Source organism: Olivibacter sp. LS-1, assembly GCF_008245145.1.
In the GTDB taxonomy this organism is placed as follows: Bacteria; Bacteroidota; Bacteroidia; order Sphingobacteriales; family Sphingobacteriaceae; genus Olivibacter; species Olivibacter oleidegradans.
The window spans coordinates 739078-761398 of the sequence record NZ_CP041643.1; the positions used below are offsets into that span (position 1 = coordinate 739078).

Annotated in this window: 14 protein-coding genes; 7 read left to right on the forward strand and 7 right to left on the reverse strand. The window is 40.9% G+C overall.

Annotated features, from left to right (window positions below; translation table 11 throughout):
* The first annotated feature begins 69 nt into the window (after positions 1–69).
* Entirely contained in the window at positions 70–2472 is a 2403-nt protein-coding gene (locus FKG96_RS02930) for an ABC transporter permease (protein ID WP_130854711.1), read from the forward strand.
* 121 nt (positions 2473–2593) lie between these two features.
* Here FKG96_RS02930 and FKG96_RS02935 read toward each other — a convergent pair whose 3' ends face one another.
* The 5 genes from FKG96_RS02935 to FKG96_RS02955 are packed head-to-tail and all read right to left on the reverse strand — an operon-like array spanning position 2594 to position 11182.
* The gene (locus FKG96_RS02935) at positions 2594–4087 is read right to left on the reverse strand and encodes a pectate lyase (protein ID WP_207303709.1); all 1494 of its coding nucleotides are present in this window, start codon (positions 4085–4087) and stop codon (positions 2594–2596) included.
* 33 nt (positions 4088–4120) lie between these two features.
* Positions 4121–5335, reverse strand: coding sequence for a Gfo/Idh/MocA family protein (locus tag FKG96_RS02940; RefSeq protein WP_130854710.1), 1215 nt, complete (start codon positions 5333–5335; stop codon positions 4121–4123).
* A gap of 20 nt (positions 5336–5355) precedes the next feature.
* Positions 5356–6108 (reverse strand): rhamnogalacturonan acetylesterase, encoded by a 753-nt coding sequence (locus FKG96_RS02945; RefSeq protein ID WP_149105133.1) that lies wholly within the window; start codon positions 6106–6108, stop codon positions 5356–5358.
* A gap of 42 nt (positions 6109–6150) precedes the next feature.
* Positions 6151–7908, reverse strand: coding sequence for a RagB/SusD family nutrient uptake outer membrane protein (locus tag FKG96_RS02950; RefSeq protein ID WP_130854708.1), 1758 nt, complete (start codon positions 7906–7908; stop codon positions 6151–6153).
* Between the two features lie 10 nt (positions 7909–7918).
* Positions 7919–11182 (reverse strand): TonB-dependent receptor, encoded by a 3264-nt coding sequence (locus tag FKG96_RS02955; RefSeq protein WP_130854707.1) that lies wholly within the window; start codon positions 11180–11182, stop codon positions 7919–7921.
* Positions 11183–11611: 429 nt separating this feature from the next.
* Here FKG96_RS02955 and FKG96_RS02960 point away from each other — a divergent pair, with 429 nt between their 5' ends.
* Positions 11612–14026: an ABC transporter permease gene (locus FKG96_RS02960; protein WP_130854706.1), complete on the forward strand. Its 2415-nt coding sequence runs from the start codon at positions 11612–11614 to the stop codon at positions 14024–14026.
* Between the two features lie 92 nt (positions 14027–14118).
* Here FKG96_RS02960 and FKG96_RS02965 read toward each other — a convergent pair whose 3' ends face one another.
* Complete coding sequence (locus FKG96_RS02965; RefSeq protein WP_130854705.1) at positions 14119–15165, reverse strand: acyltransferase family protein; 1047 nt, start codon at positions 15163–15165, stop codon at positions 14119–14121.
* Between the two features lie 23 nt (positions 15166–15188).
* Positions 15189–15779 carry an ankyrin repeat domain-containing protein gene (locus FKG96_RS02970; RefSeq protein WP_130854704.1) on the reverse strand — a complete coding sequence of 197 codons (591 nt, stop codon included), beginning with the start codon at positions 15777–15779 and terminating at the stop codon, positions 15189–15191.
* A 295-nt stretch (positions 15780–16074) separates the two neighbouring features.
* Here FKG96_RS02970 and FKG96_RS02975 point away from each other — a divergent pair, with 295 nt between their 5' ends.
* From FKG96_RS02975 to FKG96_RS02995, 5 genes are all read left to right on the forward strand, one after another.
* Positions 16075–18138 (forward strand): helix-turn-helix domain-containing protein, encoded by a 2064-nt coding sequence (locus FKG96_RS02975; RefSeq protein ID WP_130854703.1) that lies wholly within the window; start codon positions 16075–16077, stop codon positions 18136–18138.
* A gap of 239 nt (positions 18139–18377) precedes the next feature.
* On the forward strand, positions 18378–18623 hold the full coding sequence (locus FKG96_RS02980; RefSeq protein WP_130854702.1) for a DUF6364 family protein: 246 nt from the start codon (positions 18378–18380) through the stop codon (positions 18621–18623).
* Positions 18613–19032 carry a PIN domain-containing protein gene (locus tag FKG96_RS02985; protein ID WP_130854701.1) on the forward strand — a complete coding sequence of 140 codons (420 nt, stop codon included), beginning with the start codon at positions 18613–18615 and terminating at the stop codon, positions 19030–19032. Before FKG96_RS02980 ends, FKG96_RS02985 begins: the two co-directional genes overlap by 11 nt.
* A gap of 204 nt (positions 19033–19236) precedes the next feature.
* Positions 19237–19707 carry a GNAT family N-acetyltransferase gene (locus FKG96_RS02990; protein WP_130854700.1) on the forward strand — a complete coding sequence of 157 codons (471 nt, stop codon included), beginning with the start codon at positions 19237–19239 and terminating at the stop codon, positions 19705–19707.
* 188 nt (positions 19708–19895) lie between these two features.
* Entirely contained in the window at positions 19896–22277 is a 2382-nt protein-coding gene (locus tag FKG96_RS02995; RefSeq protein ID WP_130854699.1) for an ABC transporter permease, read from the forward strand.
* Positions 22278–22321: the final 44 nt, after the last annotated feature.

The window sequence follows — 22321 nt, forward strand, 5'->3', positions numbered from 1 at the left end:
ACTGGTCATTCGTGCTTGGTTATTTGCCATTTCTTACTAGGAACTAATAACGGATAACAAATAACGATTATGTTAAAAAACTACATAAAAATCGCTTGGCGAAATATTAGAAGGAATACATCCTTTACCATCATTAATGTATTCGGGCTCACCTTAGGAATCACCTGCGCCTTGCTGATTTTCGCGTTGGTCAATTACCATTTTAGTTTTGACAATTTCCACGAAGATAAAGAACGAATCTATCGTTTGGTTACAGAATGGCAAGATGATATTGTTGATCATTCCGCTGGCGTTCCTAGCCCCTTAGGTAAGGCCTTTCGCGAGGACTTTAATCTCGACGAATATACGGCAAGGTCGATTAATTTTCGGGATGTCTTAGTCACGCTACCGGGAACACCGGACAAGAAGAAATTTAATGAGGAAAGCTCAATCGCCTATACAGAATCCGCCTACTTCTCCATCTTTACTTTTCCTATTTTAAAAGGTGAGTCGGCAGAAGTCCTTACAGATCCGAACACAGCAATCATCACTGAAAAAATCGCAAAAAAATATTTTGGAGATAGCAACCCTTTAGGACAAGTGATCAAAGTCAATAATAACACTGATTTCACAGTTAAAGCTGTCCTACAAGATTTACCAAACAACACAGATCTTCAAAGTGAAATATTCCTCTCCTTCGCGAACTTAAAGGATCGAGATCCCGAGTTAGCTCGCGACGATGCCTGGAATGGTGTATACAGCGGCACGCAATGTTACACCTTGTTGAAAGAAGGTATAAGCGCGGATGTGGTTGAAAAAGCGCTGCGGCAAACTTCAGAAAAACATTACCCAGGCCGGGATGCAAAGGTTTGGAATTTCAAATTACAACCACTAAGAGACATTCATTTTAACCCTGTTTATAATGGCGCCGTCAATAAAAATTATTTATACGCGTTGTTATTTATCGGCCTATTATTGCTTTCTACTGCCTGTATTAACTTCACAAACCTAGCTACGGCACAAGCGATCAATCGTGCGAAAGAAATCGGTATCCGAAAAGTACTGGGCAGCCAACGGAAACAACTTTTTTGGCAGTTTATTTCAGAAACAGCACTTATTACTTTGATCTCTACGTTAATCGCATGTGGGCTTGCATCGGTGCTTTTGCCAAGTATCAATGATCTCTTCCAATCCGAAATACGTTTAAATCTATTCAGTGCTTGGCAAATGCCCGTATTTTTAATAAGTGTTGTTTCTTTTGTTATTTTTCTCTCCGGGTTTTATCCAGGCTTGGTATTGGCCGGTTTTAAACCCATTCAAGCCCTAAGGAGCAAAATAACTCAACGCGAGGTCGGTGGTTTTGCTTTACGGAGATCATTGGTAGTAGGGCAATTTGCTATTTCACAGATGCTTATCATTGGCACTTTAATCATCGCGAGGCAGATAAATTATGTCAATAATACCGATCTTGGTTTTGATAAAAGCGCTATTGTCAACCTCCCTATTCCGGAAGCGGATCGTGATCACGCCGATAAAAAGTTGACGCTCAAGAACCGCCTTGAAAACGTCAACGGTGTTCAAGCTGTTTCCTTAAATTTTCAACCTCCTGCTTCCCGATCGAACAGAACAACCGGCGTACGCTATGATACACGGACAGAAGAAGAAAGATGGAGCATCAATTTGAAATATGCAGACGACCAATACTTGTCTACATTCAATATGCGTTTGGCAGCCGGCAGGAACATCCATCGGTCTGACACCATTAACGAATTTTTGGTGAATGAAACTTTTGTCAAAAAGCTTAATCTAACGTCAGCAGAAGAAGTAATTGGAAAAAATATCACCATAAATGGCACAGCTTATAGTGGTCCTATTGTTGGTGTGGTGAAAGATTTCTATAATTATTCCTTTCGTAACGAAAAGGACGCTATTTGCATTGCATCTAACAACAAAGAATATGTTAATTGTTCCATTAAATTGAGCAGTCAACACCTCACTTCCACATTAGCCTCTTTTGAAAAAATATGGAGTGAAACCTATCCTGATTATGTATACTCTCACCAATTTATGGATGAAGCAGTTGCACAATTCTATGAAACCGATAACACCCTCTTAAAACTGATTCAAGCTTTTGCATTGGTAGCTATTTTAATCGGCTGCCTTGGTTTATACGGCCTCATATCGTTTATGGCCTTTCATAAAACTAAGGAAATTGGTGTCCGCAAAGTTTTGGGCGCTACCATTCCGGATATTCTATGGATTTTTGGGAGGGAATTCGTCCGTTTACTGGTCATTGCATTTATGATTGCTGCGCCGGTCGCCTGGTGGGGCATGAAAACCTATTTACAGGATTTTTCTTACAAAATTGAAATAGGACTTAATGTTTTCCTGCTTGCTGTCGCCATTACCTTTGTTATTGCTATTGTCACCATCGGTTTCCGGTCTGTAAGGGCTGCTACGGTTAATCCAATAAAATCGTTGAGAAGTGAGTAATGGGTTATTGGTTACTCGTTATTGGTTATTGGTTATTAGTTACTCGTTATTGGTTATTTGTCATACCAGACTAAGAACGGATAACGAATAACTAAAAACGGACAGGAAGTGTTGTCATGCCTTACAAACTATTCAAATATTTCTCGAGCATTGTATATCCATCGGCAGCATAGTTGTTCCCGTCGCTTGGGTTATTTGGGTCGAGCTGGTGATCCGTTTCCCAAGCATCTGGTATACCATCTCCATCTGAATCATCAGGTGGTGTAATACTTTGCAGTGTGGGCCATCCACCCACGTCTTGTTGACTATCGATGATACCAGACGGATGCAGGATACCCGTCGTATTTACCAAGGCATAAGTAGCCCCCTCATAGGTCGCTGTTTTGTTTCTTACTTCCTGAATAATTCGTTTATCGATAGTATCTCGCTTGGGCAATACTGCACCTACATTGTTCAACACTTCCTCATAGGCGTCTTCTGCTGTACTGGTAAGCATCGGTAAAGTCGGGAAGGGCGAACTTTGTTTGGCAGCCGCAATAAGTGCTGCTGCACCGGAATAGCTGTCGCGTTGCACCCCTTTCTCCCAATTGTCAGCACTTACGTCTGGAAATCCGTCAACAAAATTCCCTTGGATAAAGAACCTCCCACCCCATACGGTATCACCGGCGGAAATACTATAACTGGTATATTGCAAGATCCGGTTCCTCTTATTGCTTATACTACTTAGGGTACTCCCCGGTGTAGCAGGGCCATATTTATAATAGTTGTTAACCATATTGTAGTCGCCATTCTCTCCGCCATAAGTGGAATTTATATTACCCCAATTATAGATGACGTTATTGCGGAAGTCTACCAACTCTTCGTCTGGACCGGTAGCAGCCAATGTTCCTGAAAAACGAGGATTTCTACTTGAATTATGAGCTAGCAGATTATGATGAAACGAAGATCTATTCCCTCCCCAGATTCCTCCATAGCCATGCGTCCCTTTTTCATGGGCCGATTTATATAAGCTTTCGCTCAGTATACACCATTGGAGCGAAAAATCCGTGATACCGTAAAACGAACCGATTTCGTCTACCGACCAGCTTAAGGAACAATGATCAATAATAATATTTGCATAAGGGGTGCCACCCGCTGCCGGAAGCGACGTATAGAGTGCATCCGTTGTGATACCGTTAATATCACCCAGTCTAAACCGAAGATACCTGATGATGATATTATTTGCCCGTATTGCGGTTCCATACCCCGCAATACAAATCCCATCCCCCGGGGCCGACTGTCCGGCAATGGTGATATTATTTTGAGCAATAAATAAGTTGCTTTCCAGAAAAATCGTCCCCGAAACCTTGAACAGTACCGTTCGATTGGGTTGGCTTACCGCATCTCTTAAACTTCCGGGGCCCGAGTTATTCAAGTTGGTTACGTAATACACCGTTCCTCCTCGTCCACCTGTAGCGAATTTTCCGTATCCCTCAGCCCCCGGAAATGCCACAAGAACATCATTAGGCAGTACGTTTCGAGTACTTGTCAATTGTTTTGACGGTGTGTCAATTGTTGCCTTGCTACAAGAAATTAATGTTACAAGGCCAATGAACATCCATTTAATTCTTTCCATAATAGCGATTTATTGATTGTTTAGGATATAAGGTCATGGCGTATACTCGGGTTTCCAGTGTTGAACGGTTTCCGTCTCGGCTGCTAAATTGCCCATATGTATGGCAATTGTACTATCATATGCCGTATGCGCATTAGATAAAGGCTTATCATTGGTCACGATGCAATGAATAAAGTGTTGTAAAGAAAGCACGGAAGGATCGGGTAGCTGCTCATTCTTTTCCTTAAAAATCAGCTCTTCGGCTTCTCCTTGTGTTCTAGCCAGAAGCGTGGCGCCGGTAACGCCATCAACAGTACCTTGTTGGTTCTTTGTCGACTCTGCATAAATAAACGCTTTATCCCTTTGGATCTCTAAGGTGGCCCGATCTCCTAAAATCCGTATATTATAGCCGTTATAAGCGTTTGACAGCACAGAGGTTACGCTCGACTGGATGCCTTCGGGATATTCATAAACCGTTCGAATATGATCATAAGTCTCCCGACCATCTTTCCAATAATTGACGCCTCCAAACCCAACAACTTTTATAGGTCTCTTATCCAGTAAGTAATGCACCGCATCAATCTGATGTGCACATAATTCGGATAGGGGTCCGCCACAATAGGCGCGATACATCCGCCAATTGATCAGCTTTTCATCTTTCGGATTATTTACCGGAAAACGCCAATTAGAATTTCGATTATATTGACACTCAAAATGTGTAATCTTACCTAACCAATTTTGACTAATTACTTCCTTCACCTTATGATAAAGCGCGAAATAGCGATATTGAAACCCTACTTGGAATACCTTCGAAGACGCCTCAACAACCTTCCGTAAGTCGATTGCCTGTGGAATATCATAGGCCATGGCTTTCTCAAGATAGACGTGTTTTTCAGCTTGTATAGCATCTTTCGCCATCGGATGGTGTAAAAAGAGCGGTGTAGCAATAACGACAGCCTCGATGTTTTTGTCTTCCAACAATTTTCGATAATCCGTGTAGGTCGACACCTTATCTCCTACTATCTGACGGGCTTTATTAAGATGAGGTGGATAAACGTCGCATAATGCAGTGATCTTCACCCCGTTTATTCCCATTAATATTTTAGCTAAACCGGTACCCCGCGACCCGGTTCCAATAATACCTACCTGTACTTGATCAGTTGATAGTCTGCTCGAAAACAAAGGCAGTTTATCCAACGCCAGTGAGGAGAGCATCAGTCCGCTGCGCGTTAAAAACTCTTTTCTAGAATAATGATTAAATTTTTTCATGATTGGTTAAGAATTAACGGTTATTTAATATATGCGCGGAGTGGTAAGTTGGTTTCTTTCAACGCGGAAACTGCGAGCCCGGCAACACACTTCGCACCAAATTCCGATAGATGGGTATCGTCCTTTTTCCCCTTGGGTAAAGAAGCAAATTTTCCAGGTGGAATATGTAAAAATAATTTCTTGGATTGCTCCGGCCCTGTTTTTTCTAAAAAAGCAGCTACCAGTGCATATAAATCGATAAGCGGTGTATGTGTTAACTTCGCTACTTCACCTACAACCGTTAAATAAGCGCCGTGGGTATCTACGATATGCCCTTCTTGATCGAACTTCCGATGTGGTATGGATGTAAATAGAATGGGATATGCTTTTTTTGCCTGTACCTCTCGAACATAGCGTTCTATATTTTGCTTGAAGGTCGTATATGGCTCTGTATGCCTGGCCGTATCTGGTTTGGCGTCATTATGGCCAAACTGAATAAATACGTAATCACCAGCCTTAACCTGTTGTATGACCTTCGACCAAAAGCCCTCATCACGGAAACTTTTTGAACTGCGCCCGCTCATTGCCTCATTATGTATATGTACGTGTTCTGTAAATAAAGAGGGTGTAAGCTGCATCCAACCACGGATGGGGTATCCTTTACCAAATTTATCGAGATAACTTGCCCTATAATCGGCCATGGTAGAATCACCAATGGAATAAATATGTATCTCTTCGGTTTGTTTAAAGCTAAATAGACATATAAGGCCTAATATCAGGCCAAACTTTTTCATATAACGGTAGGGTATCATCTCGCTGCGATTAAATGTTTACAATTAATAACCATAGTCTTGTGTTAGGTTCGGGTTGGCATCGATCGCGGTCTGTGGAATCGGAAATAGCTCGCTGTGATTGGCCCTAAAAAGCTGGGCAACATTGGTAATCCAAACATCTGTTAAGGCTGCCATCCAATTTACTCTTACAAAACCCTCAGGCGCGATTGCAGGACTCGCTTTATACAACGAATTTCCCCATACAACTTCCTGTTCTGCCGGTTTATAATACATGTACTGCGGGAGTTGATCATAGGGAGCTACCTTATTTTTCATTTTAGTCAACACATCCCGCACCTCTTGTATCTTCTGACCAATCAGATTCCAGCGAATAAGGTCGTATTTTCTGATCCCCTCGCCGCCAAATTCAAGGTAACGTTCCTGTACCAAGCTGTTAAAAAACCCCTCTTTGTCGTTTGGAATATTTCCGGTTTCGTTTCCACCGTAAGCACGGGTTCTCACTTCCTGTAAGGCTAATATGGCCTCGCTTGTGGGCCCATTATGGAGTTCATTTTCAGCCTCCGCAAACATCAATAGGACATCAGAAAATCGGATTAGTGGCCAATTTAAACCCGTTGCCTGAATGGCGGAGGAAAGGCGCGGATTGATCCAATCCGAACGGAATTTTCCGCTGGTCATATTCAACAAGGGTTGCACCTTTTTACTATAATCCGGATCATTATAATAAGGTGCACAGGTAACATCCCGTCGGGTATCCAACGAATCAAAGGCATAAAAATAAGCAGGAATAATTCTAATCTGGCCATTTCCTAATAAAGAGGTATTTCCCGGCACATAAAATCGCGGTCCATCATAATACCCTAAATTACTATCTGTTTCACGTCCCATAGCTACTTCAAATAAGATTTCGCCATGTGGGTCGAGCGTATACGCATCAATTCCATCTTTGAATACCGCCTGAAAGCTTGGATTGAGGGTATGTTGTTCCCGATGTTGCATGAGTTCATAACATTCATCTCGGGCAATCTGATAAAAAGACAGGTAATCACCTGTTCGTTCCATACGGTTACTTCTGCGAAGGGAAAAGCCAGCACGATACAGAGCCAGCCTTGCCCGTAAGGCCTTTGCGGCTCCTTTCGTAATACGCTCATCGTTACTTGCTTCCGTACGCCAGGGTAACAGCTCTTGCGCAGTTTTCAGATCTGCAATCAAACGATTGTAGATCGTATCACGATCAACCTTTGGCAGGGTAAGCTCCGCCTGGTCGGCTGCTGGTTCGAAAGGTGCCGGTAAATCCCCCCAATTTCGAATAAGCTCAAAATAAAACTGTGCCCTAAGGGTGAGAGCCTCTCCGTGCAATCTCTTTAGTTCCAACTGTTCAGAGGCCGTACCATTGCTGTACTGATCCATTGCGGGAATGTTTTTAATACAAATATTAGCTCGTTCGACACCTGCATATAATTGTTCAAAAGGCCCCGCGAGCTGTGCATTGGTTGCCTGTAAATTATAGCGGGATAAGTCTCTGGAACTGTTATCTGGAGCGGCACCATTCAAAACACCAACCATTTCATCACTGTCGTAAGGATACATCAAGCTTAACCGACTGCCATAGGCTTGTAAACCCGATAAACGATCATATACGCCTAGTACCGCACTTCTTGCATTAGGCAGGTTACTGAATACATAATTTTCACTGAACGCAGAGGGCGGTTCCAGGTCCAAATAGTTCTTGCATGAAAATAGCGATACGGAAAGTACAAGAACAAGGATTATTCTTTTTAAATGAATCTTGGATATCATGATCATGGTATTAAAGCGTAAGATTAAGACCGATAATAAATGTTTTACTTCTTGGGTAAGCTGAATAATCAACTCCAGGTGTCGTGGGCACGGCTCTCCGTGTATTCACCTCGGGATCATAACCTGAATAATTGGTAAACACCGCTAAATTATTCACGGTACCATAAACTCTTAACTTTTTAAGTTTGATTTTATGAAGCATAGCACTCGGAAAAGTATAGCCAAAAGTGATGTTATTTATCCTCAAAAAAGATCCGTCTTCCATTGCCCAAGATGTAGGGTACCAAGCACCTACACCGCTGATGGGCATCCAGATACCGGCATTCTGATTCAAGGCGGCCAAGGCATCAGGTGCTATCCCTTTTACCACCTGCTTTCCTCCCTCGGTTACCACTTGCTGTACTACCTGGCCATTACCATCGATGGTCTTCCAACGATCATTCATAATTGCTAAGGAGTTTGAATTGCTGCTGTAACCATTGGTAAATTCTATCTTATTGGCATTGTAAATTTTGTTTCCGTACACGAAATTCAAAAAAATGCTCATATCAAAATTCTTATAGGTGAATTGCTGATACAAACCGCCCGAAAATTTAGGTGTCGCATCGCCAATGATAGTCTTATCATTTTCATCAATCCGGTTGTTACCGTCGAGGTCTTTCAATTTCATCCATCCCGGCTGGGCAGTGCCGATGGCATTAGAAACATCCACCACACCATCTTTTAGCGTATAAATGGAAGTCGCCGGATCATAATGAAAATCGTTCACTGAATAGAAGCCGTCTGATACAAAGCCATACATAGTACCAACAGATTGACCTACCTGCACGACATAATCTGCCGGTTGACCAGAGATGCCAAAACCAGAGTATTCATAATAATAAGACTGGCTGTTGGATAATTTGTCAATCCGATTACGGTTAAAAGATAAATTGAATGCCGTATTCCACGTAAAGTTCTTATTGCTGACGGCCGTGGCATTGAGTTGAAATTCGATGCCCTTATTGGACGTATTACCGATATTCTGTAACTGTGTTTTATACCCTGAGGTAGTCGGTATAGGTACGTTTAACAATAAATCGTTCACTTTATTGTGATAGGCATCTATCGTAAGCTGTATACGGGAGTTAAACAGGGCAAGGTCCAACCCAATGTTTTTAGATACCGTAGTTTCCCATATCAGATCACGATTTGCCAAATCATTAACCGCCAGCCCCGGTAGTATTTGCTCATTGAGGGCATATTTAGAACCAATACCGAAGATATTTAAAAACAAGTAGTCGTCTATTCTGTCATTTCCAGCGGAGCCATAGCTTGCCCTCAATTTTATATCCGAAATGAAAGGCATATTTTTCAGGAAAGGTTCTGCTGAAAGCCGCCAGGCGATGGAGCCAGAAGGAAAGAAACCCCAACGTTTATCGGAAGCGAATCTAGAAGATGCATCGGCACGTATGCTAAAGGAAGCCAAATATTTATCCGCGAAAGCGTAGTTTGTTCGATTGAAAAAAGAGACCGTACGTGTTTCGGAATTATAGGTTTGCGGATAGGTTGGAATAACCGTACCGAGGCTTAATTGGGCCAGCGCCTTTTCAGCATTAATCCCCTCTGGAAAATAGCGCAATTGGTTTTCTGTCCTCTTGGACGATATGGTATAAAATTCATTCCCTACAATCGCATCGATATGATGTTGCTCGCGCTGTATCTTAAAGGTTAAGACATTACTGTTGTTAAAACTGTTGCGTTCGGTACCCAAGAGTGATACCATAGGCAAGCGCGCACCTAATGTTCTGGCCCTTGAAGTGATCCCATCATCAAAACGATTAATGTCTTCGAGTTGATAGTTAAAACCCGCTGCCGTGCGGAATGAAAGCCAGTCGTTGAACACATAATTGGCATAGCCATTCAGGTTGGTGACGCGTGTATGTCTATTTCTGTATTGTGCATTGCTTAGCTCTACCGGATTTATAATACCAAGCGCATTTCCTGTATTGGTCTCTTCATAATAGGCTTCATCCAGCTCTTCTTCCGACAAACCGCCAACAGTAAGAGGCCTATATTTTATGGTATGCCGAAGCATATTATAAGTCGACCCCGATTCATCTGAAGTTCCCGCTCCGTTTATTTTTTGATTATTGTAGCGAACATTAAAACCAACTTTCAGTTTACTGTTTACCTTATTATCGAATCGAAAATTGAGCATTTTCCGATTAAAGTCTGAGTTAAGCATAATACCTTCCTCATCATTGCTGGTTAAGCTTAAGTTATATTGAATGGCTTCTGTACCGCCCGTAATACTCAGATTATGCGTCTGCATGAATGCATCGTTGCCAAATGTTTTCTGTTGCCAGTCTATAAAAGGTTCGTTTTTATATTTTTCCAGTTCATTCCATTGACCGTACATTGTGGCAAAGCCCTCTTCCATACTGCTGTTTCCTCTCGTACGTTCATACTGCCTGATTACGAAATCATAAGGATGCATCACATCCAACTTATTCGCCAATTGCTTTAAGCCAAAAATATTACTGTAGCCTATCTCCGTTTTCATTTCCCTTCCGCCTTTTGTGGTGATAATCACGACACCATTCGCTCCTCGTGCCCCGTAAATTGCTGTAGAAGAGGCGTCTTTCAACACGTCAATGGATGCGATATCTTGAGGGGACAAGCTATTGAGGCCATCTTCTACTTGTATACCATCAATAATATATAAGGGTGAATTATCTTGGGTAATAGAACCTCCTCCTCGAATTTTCAACTGGACATTAGCCCCTGGTGAGCCTTCTGATGTAGTTACCTGCACACCTGCCAGCCTGCCGGTAAGTGCTTCCGCGGCTGAATTAATGGGGATGTCTTTTAATTGTTTATCATTTAGGGAAGAAACTGAGCCTGTTAGGTCTTTCCGGTTCACGGTAGCATATCCGATAGCCACCACCTCATCCAGCATTACTTGGTCTTTTTTGAGCGCGATCTGCAGTGTTTGCTGGTTCGTAATCGGTATCTCTTTCTGTAAATACCCCATTGATCTGACAACCAAGACGGCATTATTACCCGCTGGAAGTGATAGCTGAAAATGGCCATTTTCATCCGTCTGCGTAACGACGGATGATCTGAGAACTAGCACGGTAGCCCCTTTAATCGGTTCCTTCGAATCCGCATCCCGAACGGTGCCGCGAATAGTTTCACTTGTCTTGTTTTGTTGTGCATATCCTTTTCCGTACAAAAGGAGCACTACGAGTAGCCCTAATAAAGCTGTTGGATAGGTTTTTTTTCGTTTCATAATTTAAACAGTAGGTTTTTTCCGCTCCTAATAGGACGCGGATAACACGACCCTGAGTTTATATTGGTAAAAATTGGCTGTTGTACAGGAATATAAAGCAATATATACTCCTCGTATTCCAAAAATATCAGTTAACCGCATTGCTTTCATGAAAATGATCAAGCTATTAACGAGAACGTTGCCGAAAACTGGCAGGTTTCAATAGTGTTCGAATACGAACACCGGTTGTCCATATTCGAACAACAATTGAAATAACAATAGCCCAAACGGCTAAAAAGGACTCTTTTTGTTATGGCAATAAAGTTGAGTAAAGATATAAGACGCAAGATTGTCTGACTAGCGGGTAAGACGCAACGTCGTAAAGGAGCTTTTAACATCTCTTGATACCTGCCTACCGGCAGGCAGGCTTGATACTTAATACTTGATACCATGTTAAAAAATTACATAAAAATCGCTTGGCGAAATTTGTTACGCTACAAATTCGTTTCCTTCATCAACTTGTTTGGTTTGAGTATCGGAATCACCTGTTGCCTACTCATCGCCTTGTATGTACTTGATGAACTGAGTTATGACCGCTATAATAGCAAGGCAGACCAAATCTACCGAGTAGAACGAACTTTCTTAAATACAGAGAGTAAAAGCGTCTCCCTAGAACTCGGTGCGGTTGCGCCGCCTGTTGGTCCTTTATTACAAAACGACTTTAAGGAAATTCAGGCACTGACCAGCATACTTCCTATTGGGGGTATGACCTTTCAATACCAGGACAAGGTATTCAATGAGGATAATGTCTACTGTGCGGATGAAGACCTTTTTAAGGTCTTTGATTTTACGGTAACTAAAGGTGATCCGAAAACGGCACTGCAAGAACCTTATTCCATAATGCTTTCGGAAGAAATGGCCAAGAAGTATTTCGGAACGGAAAACCCTTTAAATAAGTTGTTAAAAGTTGACCAAAAGCTTACCGGTACGGTAACGGGCGTTTATAAATCGCTTCCTTCCAATGCGCATTGGCATCCCAATATCATGGTCTCTTTTTCTACATTAAGGGATACTGCAATATACGGAGAGGAACAACTTCGTACCAATTGGGGAAACAACGCGTTTTATACCTATGTTTTGTTGCCTAAAGATTACAATGCCGGCAAACTGGAAACACAATTTCCGTCTTTCTTAAACAGACATATTCCCGGTGCCGACAATAAAGCCCAGGAGTGGACCTTCCTTTCGTTAAGAAAACTAACAGATATTCACCTTCATTCTCATAAGGATTCCGAATTGGAAGAAAACGGCGATATCAAACGGGTTTATATCTTCTCTATAATAGGTCTTTTTATTTTACTGATCGCCTGTATCAATTATATGAACCTGTCCACCGCACGCTCCGCCCTGCGTGCAAAAGAAATTGGAATCCGGAAAGTAGTTGGAGCAGAGAAAACAGAATTGATTTATCAGTTCTTAAGCGAAAGTGTCCTGCTCTGCTTACTGGCCTCGTTGATATCGGTTGTATTGACAGGAATGGCATTGTCCGGATTAAATCTACTGGCCGGAAAGACCTTTACGCTAAACCACCTGCTACAAGTCCCCATTTTAATTGCCATTACGATTCTTCCCTTCATTATTGGTGTGTTATCAGGCATTTATCCCGCCCTATTTCTTTCCGGTTTCCAACCTATCAAAGTACTGAAAGGTATTTTCAAAACCGGCGAGCATACATTTTCGCTCCGAAAGGCACTTGTAGTTTTTCAGTTTTCCATTTCCATTATATTGATCGTTGGTACCCTGATTGTATTCAGGCAACTTCAGTACATCCAAAACAAAAGTTTGGGTTTTAACAAAGAACAGATCGTTGTGCTTAATAATAACCAAGGACTGGATGGTACTTTTCAATCGTTTAAAACCAGCCTATTGGCTAACCCGAACGTTAAGGAAGTAGGACGATCAAGCCGAATTCCTTCGGGAAGGTTGTTAGATGCGGCCGGGTCGCAAATTAACTTAGGAAATGGCCTCGCTCCTTCAAAGGCTGATATCAAATATGTACGTAGCGATGCCGGTTTTATCCCTACTTATGGAATAGATATCATTACCGGCAGGAATTTTCGCGCCGATAATGATCGAGACACTTCATCCTTTATTCTGAACGAAGCTGCAGTTCGTGTTCTGGGATTAACGCCGGAAGACGCGATTGGTAAACCTTTTAAATACGACACGAGGGCGGGACAAATTGTCGGCGTTATGAACGATTTCAATTTCGAATCTTTACATCAACGCATTTTGCCCTTAGTTTTGTTTAGTTCTACTGATGAGAATGGTTACGGGCGAATTTCGATTAAGGTTAACGGGAATGTCCAGCAAGCTTTAGCGCACTTACAAGCAGTCTGGGAAAAATACTTACCGGAAACACCTTTTACTTATACTTTTTTGGATGACCGTTTTGCCGATCTTTATAAAGCGGAACAGCAACAACAGGTAATATTTACCTTATTTTCGTGTATTGCCATTGCCATCGCCTGTTTGGGCTTGTTCGGCCTTTCTGCTTTTACCATCACACAGCGCGTCAAAGAAATAGGTATTCGAAAAGTACTAGGCGCCAGTACCACAACCATTATTCGACTACTTTCTACCGATTTTTTACGTCTAGTCCTCATTGCTGCGGTCATCGCTCTTCCCTTGGCGTGGTATGTTATGAGCAACTGGTTAAACGACTTTGCTTATCGCATTGAGATGGAATGGTGGATTTTTGGTTTTGCTTTAGTTATGGCCCTGATCATCGCTTTTGTAACGATCAGCTTTCAAGCAATTAAGGCCGCATTGGCCAATCCGGTGAATAGTTTGCGCAATGAGTGAGGCTGGTTATTAGTTGTTGGTTATTAGTTGTCGGTTATTTTGCTATGTTCTATTAAGAGCTGATAACAAATAGAATAATAATAGCGATGATTTCATTTTAATCCAAATAGTAATCTGATGAAAGGTATTCTTCTGATAAGGAATTCATAAGTAAGGAAACAAGCGGTTATCGTAGCGAGCAAAACCAAAACAAATTGAATACGTACATCTATATCCAATGGAAAGATAAAATAAGATCCAAGGTAAAGAAAAATCATATGAAGTATGTAAAATGGATACGCCGCACGGCTTAAATAGCAAAGTATGCTACTGGGATAATTGAAATATTTGTAAGCAAATGCAAAAAATGAAATAATCCAGCAATTCGACTCAATAGACAGCATATAAGTCGGCGCTGAAGACTGAAAATAAGTAATCCTTATTATAAAAAAGGTTACTGCAAACGCAAGAAACAGCCATCGCCACCTTAGAATCATATGCCAAAAGGTAGCACCACACAAGACAAAACAAAAGCCGAAGAAGAACGCCAGCATCCCCAGAACGAAACCATGCCATGTCATCGCATACAATTCAAAAGGCATCGGATCAATTAATAAAACTTCGGCGATAAATACACTCATTACTAATAGTATGCCTTGCGGACTACTAAATGTCTTTTTCATGCTATTCACTAGCCGACTATGTTCTTGCCGCTTTAAATAGAAAAAAATCGGCGCGAACATGATAACATAAACAAAAAGGTTACCAAGAAACCATAGATGGCCGGGACCGGGTAAATAGGCTGTATCAAAATGGTAATACCTTTGCCATATATAAAGGTGGAGCGGAACGATCGATAGCATCCCAAAAAGAAATGGAAGTAATATCCTTTTGGCTCTCTCCAGAAAAAGTTGTTTCCAGCTTCTATTTCTCATGGCAAAATAAACACCCATCCCTGACACATAAAATAAAAGTGGTATCCGCCATATGTTCATCATGCTCATAGGGATCCACAAAGCATCCCATGATTTTTCATTCGTGATAAAGCCGATCATCATCCCCCAAGGCTGGAAACCGATTGCTATATGATATATCAAGAGCAATGCAATCGCGATGACCCGCATCCAATCAATATCGTATCTTCTATCTAGTACTGGCATATTCTTTCCTTTTTCTTTGTATATTATTTCAATTGGGCGGCTATCTCCGGTCGAATTTTTTCGAGATATGCGTAATCCAACTCCAATCCAAAAGGCTCAAGCATTTTACCCATCATATCATAGGTACTCTTGACTTCGCTGAAGGGCGCTGCTACAGATTCGTAGGCTGTAGCTCCATATTTATTCTTTATTGTTTTATCAGCCCCACTATCCAGTAACATTTTGACAATATGAGGCCGACCAAAAAATGCGGCCGTAATAAGTGCAGTGGATCCCTCCTTATTCTGAAAATTCAGATCTGCTCCTGCGTCGATTAATAGCTTAACCATTTCCGGCTTATCAAATAACGCGGCGGATATTAGCGGACTTGACCCTCCATAAGGATCTTTCTTATTTAGATCTGTTCCCGCGTCGATATGCTGCTGAACAGCTTCCAAATTTCCCGTTATAACTGCTGTGTGGATATCAACTTTTGGAGCGGCAACCTTGTCCTTATCTTCAATAGCATTTTCCTTTTGGTTAGAACCGCCTCGACATCCAGTCATAATAAACAAGGCTATTAAAAAGGATAATGTAAAAGCTGCTTTTGATAAATTTCTTTCTTTCGTTTTCATGATGGCTAGTATTAGTTGTTTTCGATTTTTTTATGTTGTAAAGATCGTTCTAGTTCACATGGTACACTAAATAGCCATGCGGATAAAACCATCAAGTTTAGAGATGACAATATAAATTATGATGAATCGATATAAATTATGATGCATAATCGTTCAAATAGGTATATTTCCTTAATAACAATAAGCTCCAAACGCAGAGAAGAGACCAGCAATTTCCTTTTATATGTGACGGTATTATATTGCCTATAAAAAGGAATTTGTCTAAGTTTGATATGAAAAGATAAGATGTAAACCAATGCCTGATTATCAGCCCATTGCAAATGAGTTTATCCGTCAAATTGCTACCATCGTGGAGAAAAATCTCTCTAATGAGCAGTTTGGCGTTTCCGAGTTAGCTGAAGAGTTGAACATGAGCCGTTCAAACCTACTCCGTAAAGTGAGAAAGCTCAGCAATTTGTCAGTAAGTCAACTAATCAGGCAGGTGCGTTTAGAGCATGGGATGAATCTGCTACGGGAGTCTTCTTTAAACGTTTCTGAAGTAGCAGACCGTGTCGGTTTTAGCAGCACGTCCTATTTTATCAAGTGCTTTCGCGAATATTATGGCTTCCCTCCCGGAGCGGCTAATAGTCAAAGAGAAGCAACGGAAAATATTCCTCCTCCTGCTATTTCCAAAAACCGTAATCGGCGCTTCATTTTTATCTTACTATCTGCCGGGTTAATCGTTGTATTAGCCATCGCTTTACTCAGGTATGGTATGAAAGATTCATCTGCTAAGAGCTCACTTGAAAAATCGATTGCCGTATTACCTTTCAAAAATGACAGCAATGATTCCACTAATGTCTATTTAATCAATGGTCTCATGGAATCTACGCTCAATAACCTTCAAAAAATAAAAGATTTGAAAGTAACGAGTAGGACATCGTCCGAAAAGTACAGAAATATATTCAAATCCATCCCTGAGATGGCAAAAGAACTAAATGTAAATTATTTTGTAGAGGGGAGCGGTCAAAAGATCAGTAACCAAATTTTGTTAAATGTGCAGTTGATTGAAGCTCTAAATGATCGACACTTATGGTCTCGTCAATACCGCAGAGAGGTTAAAGATATTTTTCAATTGCAGCAGGATATTGCCAAAGACATTGCCAAAGAAGTTCAAGCGACCATTACTCGTGAAGAACGATCGAGGATTGAAAAAAATCCAACCGAGAATTTGGTGGCATACGACCTTTTTTTGAAAGGCAGCGATTTATTACATAAAGGTGGCCGTACCAATTTAGAGCAGGGCATCAGCTATTTCAAAAGGGCTATTAAAGAAGATCCTCAATTTGCCCTTGCTTATGCCGTTTCTGCCATCGCCTATTACTATCTGGATCTTTTTCAAGAAAGAAAAATTTATACCGCTGAAATGGGTTTTTACGCAGATAAAGCACTTTTATGCGACCCTCTTTTGCCCGAGAGCCTGATCGCTAAAGCTTTATTTTATGCACATCAAAAAGACCATGAGGCTGCCATTCCCTATCTTGAAAAAGCCTTGGAATACAATCCTAATTCCATTTTGGCTATCCACTTTTTATTAGATTTTTACAACTATTCTATTCCCAATACCGCCAAGTACCTCGAGTATGCGCTTCTAGGGGTTAAGTTGAATGCGGGATTACAAGATTCTACGACCACAAGCGTTAACTATTTACACCTCAGCAATGCGCTGATACAAACCGGATTTGTCGAAGAATCACTTCATTACATTAATAAGTCGATAAGTTACAACCCCGAAAATTCCTATGCCACCTGGGTAAAGGCAGCCATCCTTTTTGCCAAAGATAGTAATACCGAACAAACAAAACAGTTGTTGCTGAAAGAATGGGATAGAGATAGTACACAACTCCATATTTTGCAGGAAATAGGAAATGTTTACTGTTACATTGGTGACTATCAAGCCGCTTATCGGTATTACAAGCAATTTATTAAACTGCGTGAAGCTCAACGATTGGACATTTTTAAACACGTAGATCTTACTGTTGGAATCGTTCTAGCTAAATTGGGCTTTAACGAGGAGTCGAATAAATTCATAACCAGTTTTAAAGAGTTTGCGGACAATGACCAATCTATTTATAAGCATGTACACCTAGCTATGTACTACGCTTATCTGAAAGACAGCAAGAAAACCCTCGATCACTTGAAGCTATTTAGCAAGGTAGATAATTATCAATATTGGATACTTTTACTTGAAAGAGATCCTTTAGTTAAACCTTTTAGAAATCTGCCTGAATTCAAGACGGTAATGCATACCATCAAAACAAAGTTCTGGGATAAGCACAAGGAGATAAAGGTATCGCTAGAAGAAAAGGGATTACTATAGTAGAGGTATAAAAGCAAGCGTGCAATACAACCCGATGAAACTGCCAATTCACCAAATCAAGAATTCCACCACTTCCTTGCTGTCACTAAACGAATTTTGGATTGAGGAAAATCTTATTTATCTGCGGGAAAGATATGATTAACGGTTTAGCCCATCTCGTAATGAAATAAAACATCTTGCTCGCAACGGATGCGTATATTGTAAATTTATGCGTATATTTGCTTTATTAAGAATGGCCCATGAAAGCAAAATTAAATTTAACTATTGATGAACAGCTATTGGCACAGGTAAAAGCATATGCCACCCAAAAACACAGTAGTGTTTCCGAGCTTGTAGAAAGTTATTTTAGAACATTCATTGTGAAAAAGCCGCCTGAAAAAGGAATCGTTCAGCTTATTGAAAGTTTGCCAAAACCTGAAATCCAAGATCAAGCGGATTTGGCAAAAGATTATTTTGAGGATAACGCGGATAAATATGGCTTTTAAAGTATTGTTGGATGTCAACATTCTACTAGATTTTGTTCTCCAAAGAAAAGCCTATGAAGAAGGAAAAACCATTATAGTCTGGGCGGAACAAGGGAAGATAAAAGGATACATATCCCCTTCTGTCATACAAATATGTGCTTACTGGATCACCAAATCATATGGTCCCGTTAAAGCAAAAGAAATTCTCGGTTCGTTATTAAGCTTTTTAGACAGTATCGAAATTCCTCATGAACAGGTTTTGGCGGCGATCCATTCATCTATGACTGACGTGGAAGATGCTTTATTATATTATACGGCTCTGCATCATAAACTTGATTTTGTCATTAGTCGCGATCAACATTTTCAGAAAAACAGCCTCCCTTCTCTACCCGTTCTTTCTCCTCAGGAATTTATTAGATTGAATGCATGATTTAATCAGAAGAGGCTCCTAAAATCTTTACTATTGGTTATTAGTGGCTCGTTATTGGTTAGTAGACTAAAAAAAGATGCCGTTAGCGAGATATAAGACGTAACTCTACAAATAGGAGTTTAAGAATATCTTGATACCTGCCTACCGGCAGGCAGGCTTGATACTTGATACTTAAACAAAAAAAGCCTGTATCTTTGTCCTATTATGAAACTTGATATTAGCTCCCTCAGGCAGTACATCAGACTTTTCGACGCATTTAATCCTTATGAATTATATGCGCTTTTAAGATTAAGAAGTGAGGTGTTTGTCGTAGAACAAAATTGTGCCTATTTGGATGCCGATAATAAAGACCAGTTGTGCCATCATTTATTAATCTATCAGGACGAAACCTTGGCGGCCTATGCACGCTTGGTTCCTCCGGGTATATCCTATCGGGAAATGTCGATTGGCCGTATTATTACCAGCAAGCTCGCCAGAGGAACCGGCTTGGGAAAAGAGCTGATGAAGCGGTCCATTCAAGCGTGTTATGAGCTATTTGGCGAAGGTCCCATCCGTATCGCTGCTCAGGTATATGCCACACCCTTTTACGAATCACTTGGATTTGTTGTGGATGGAGAAGTCTATGATGAAGATGGGATTGATCATATTGAAATGATCAAGAAAGTAGACGCCTAGACAAATTCCCTTTAACGAAACTTAATCCACTGTACGGTATCGCACACTCTGCTGTCCGATATCGAACAGCCACATCACTTACACTAGCAAAATACACTAAAAATCAAGACCTTATAATGCCCATTCGATTTGGCAAAGTTTTTAAGCAATTCAATGAATAGCCGATACATCGCCGAAAAATTGACAATATGTTTAAAAATTATATCAAAATTGCGTGGAGAAACTTACGAAAACACAAATTCAATACAGCGATCAATATACTGGGCTTAGCGTGCGGCTTGTCCTTTGCATTGCTTATCGGTGCATTTGTATGGCAAGAACTTCGGGTCAATCAAGACATTAAACATATTGATCAGCAATATCTCTTAAAAAGTAATCTTAACGAATATTCCGCCATTGGTATGCTCCCGCGGGCTCTTAAGGAGAATTATCCCCATTTAGTAAAGAACTATTTCCGCTTTGATGGCATCACGGCTATTATTGCCTATGACGGCCAACCTGTTCAAAGTAACGCTATTGTAGCTGATTCAAGTTTATTTGAAATGTTCGGTTTCAAGTTACTTAGCGGCAATGTAAACCATGCATTAAAAACACCAAATCAGGTCATTTTATCAGCACCCTTTGCTAAGTGTCTGTTTGGGAATGAGGAGGTGCTGGGTAAACAACTTACTGTCCGGAACTTTAACAATCAAGAACAGCTTTTTACGATTGGTGGCGTGTTGGAAAACAAAGGAGAAAATGCTGTTTTAAACTTGACGGGCCCCGCGACAGATTTAATACTACCAATACAATCAACCAGCTTTTTTGGCCGACCTATTGACGATTGGCAAAGCCTTTATATAGCTTCCTATTTAGAGCTACAACCAAATGTCTCTCCAAGTTCTTTGGAGAAACCTATACGAGATCTCATTCAAGCACATGCTCCTAAAGCGATCGTAAAAGATTATAAAGCCTCGCTGGCGCCTTTAAAGACCTATCATCTGGAAAAAGGTGATGGATCGATTAAGCATTTGCTGTACACCGTCTCGATCGTTGCTTTTGCTATTTTGCTCTTGGCTGTCATTAATTTTGTTAATATTAGCATCAATACCTCCGCTAACCGATTGAAAGAAATTGGCATCAGAAAAGTGGTTGGGGGTACCAAAAAACAATTACAGGCCCAATTTATTGCTGAAGCCTTATTGGCTGTGGTTATATCTATGTTACTATCAATATGCCTTTATCCTTTCTTGTCGAAGGTAATATCCAACGTATTGGGAAAATCCATCCCCTCACTTTTCAACTTACCCGGGTCGTTTTGGATATTCGCTATCCTTAGTTGTTTAATAATAGGACTATTTGCCGGAGCCTATCCGGCGCTTCGTTTATCCTCGCTTCCTACCGTCCAGTCAGCACGCGGTAAGCTGGCACAAAGCAAAGATGGGTCCTTTCTTCTTCGGGGGTTAATCAGTGTTCAATTTGCTATTGCGCTGATTGCACTGACATCATCGGCTATTATTGCCCAACAGGTTAGTTTGTTCTTTAGCAAAAACCTAGGTTATGATAAAGAATATCTATTAACGGTACAGGTGCCACGCGATTGGACTGCAGAAGGCTTACGACATACCGAAGTATTAAGGCAAGAACTCGCTAAACTCCCCGAGGTTGAAAATATTTCCATCTCTTATGATATCCCCGGGGCGATGTCTTCGGGCAATACAAACGTTCTGAAAAACGCGACAGGCACCGATCCCATCAGTACCGGTTTAGTTTTTTCCGATCGGCATTTTGCCGAAACCTATAAAATACCGCTACTTGCGGGCAATTTTTATAGCCCTAACGAAGCGTCCGAACCTACGGACCGTGTAGTAATCAATGAAGCTTTATCAAAGGCACTTGGTTATACCAGTCCTGTCGATGCCGTTAATCAAGCCATTTATTTTACGGATGCAAGTTCTGCTATCATCTCGGGTGTAACAAAAAATTTTTATGGGACCTCTATGCACTTTCCCATCGGACCAATGCTATGGTTTAACATAAAAAACAGTAATGTTTACCGCTATTTCAGTATTCGCTTAAAACCAGGAAATGTCGGCGTTTCATTAAATCATTTAACCACTGCTTGGAAGCAAATATTACCAACCGCCCCGTTTGATTACACGTTTATGGATGCTAAACTAGCACAACAGTATAGGACGGAAATGCAGTTGAAACATGCAGGAACAGTAGCGACTATACTTGCAATGATCATCGTTCTATTAGGCATTGTAGGGCTTGTATCACACAATCTACAAAAAAGGGTGAAGGAAATAGGCATACGAAAGGTTTTAGGAGCCTCTGTTAGACAAATTATTTATCTGTTCATCCACGATGTATATCCACTGTTTCTATTAGCGGCATGCATAGCGGTACCAACTAGCTATTGGTTAATGAAAAAATGGTTAACAAATTATTATATAAGAACAGAACTGGAAGCAAGTACGTTTATTATACCCCTGTTGGTTTTAGGAGGAATTACATTATTCATAATTGCTTTGCAAACCATTAAAACAGCGCTTAATAAACCGGTTGATGCGTTGAGAAGTGAATAGATTTAGTTATTGGTTCTTGATTGTCAGCTGTTCGTAGACCTGTC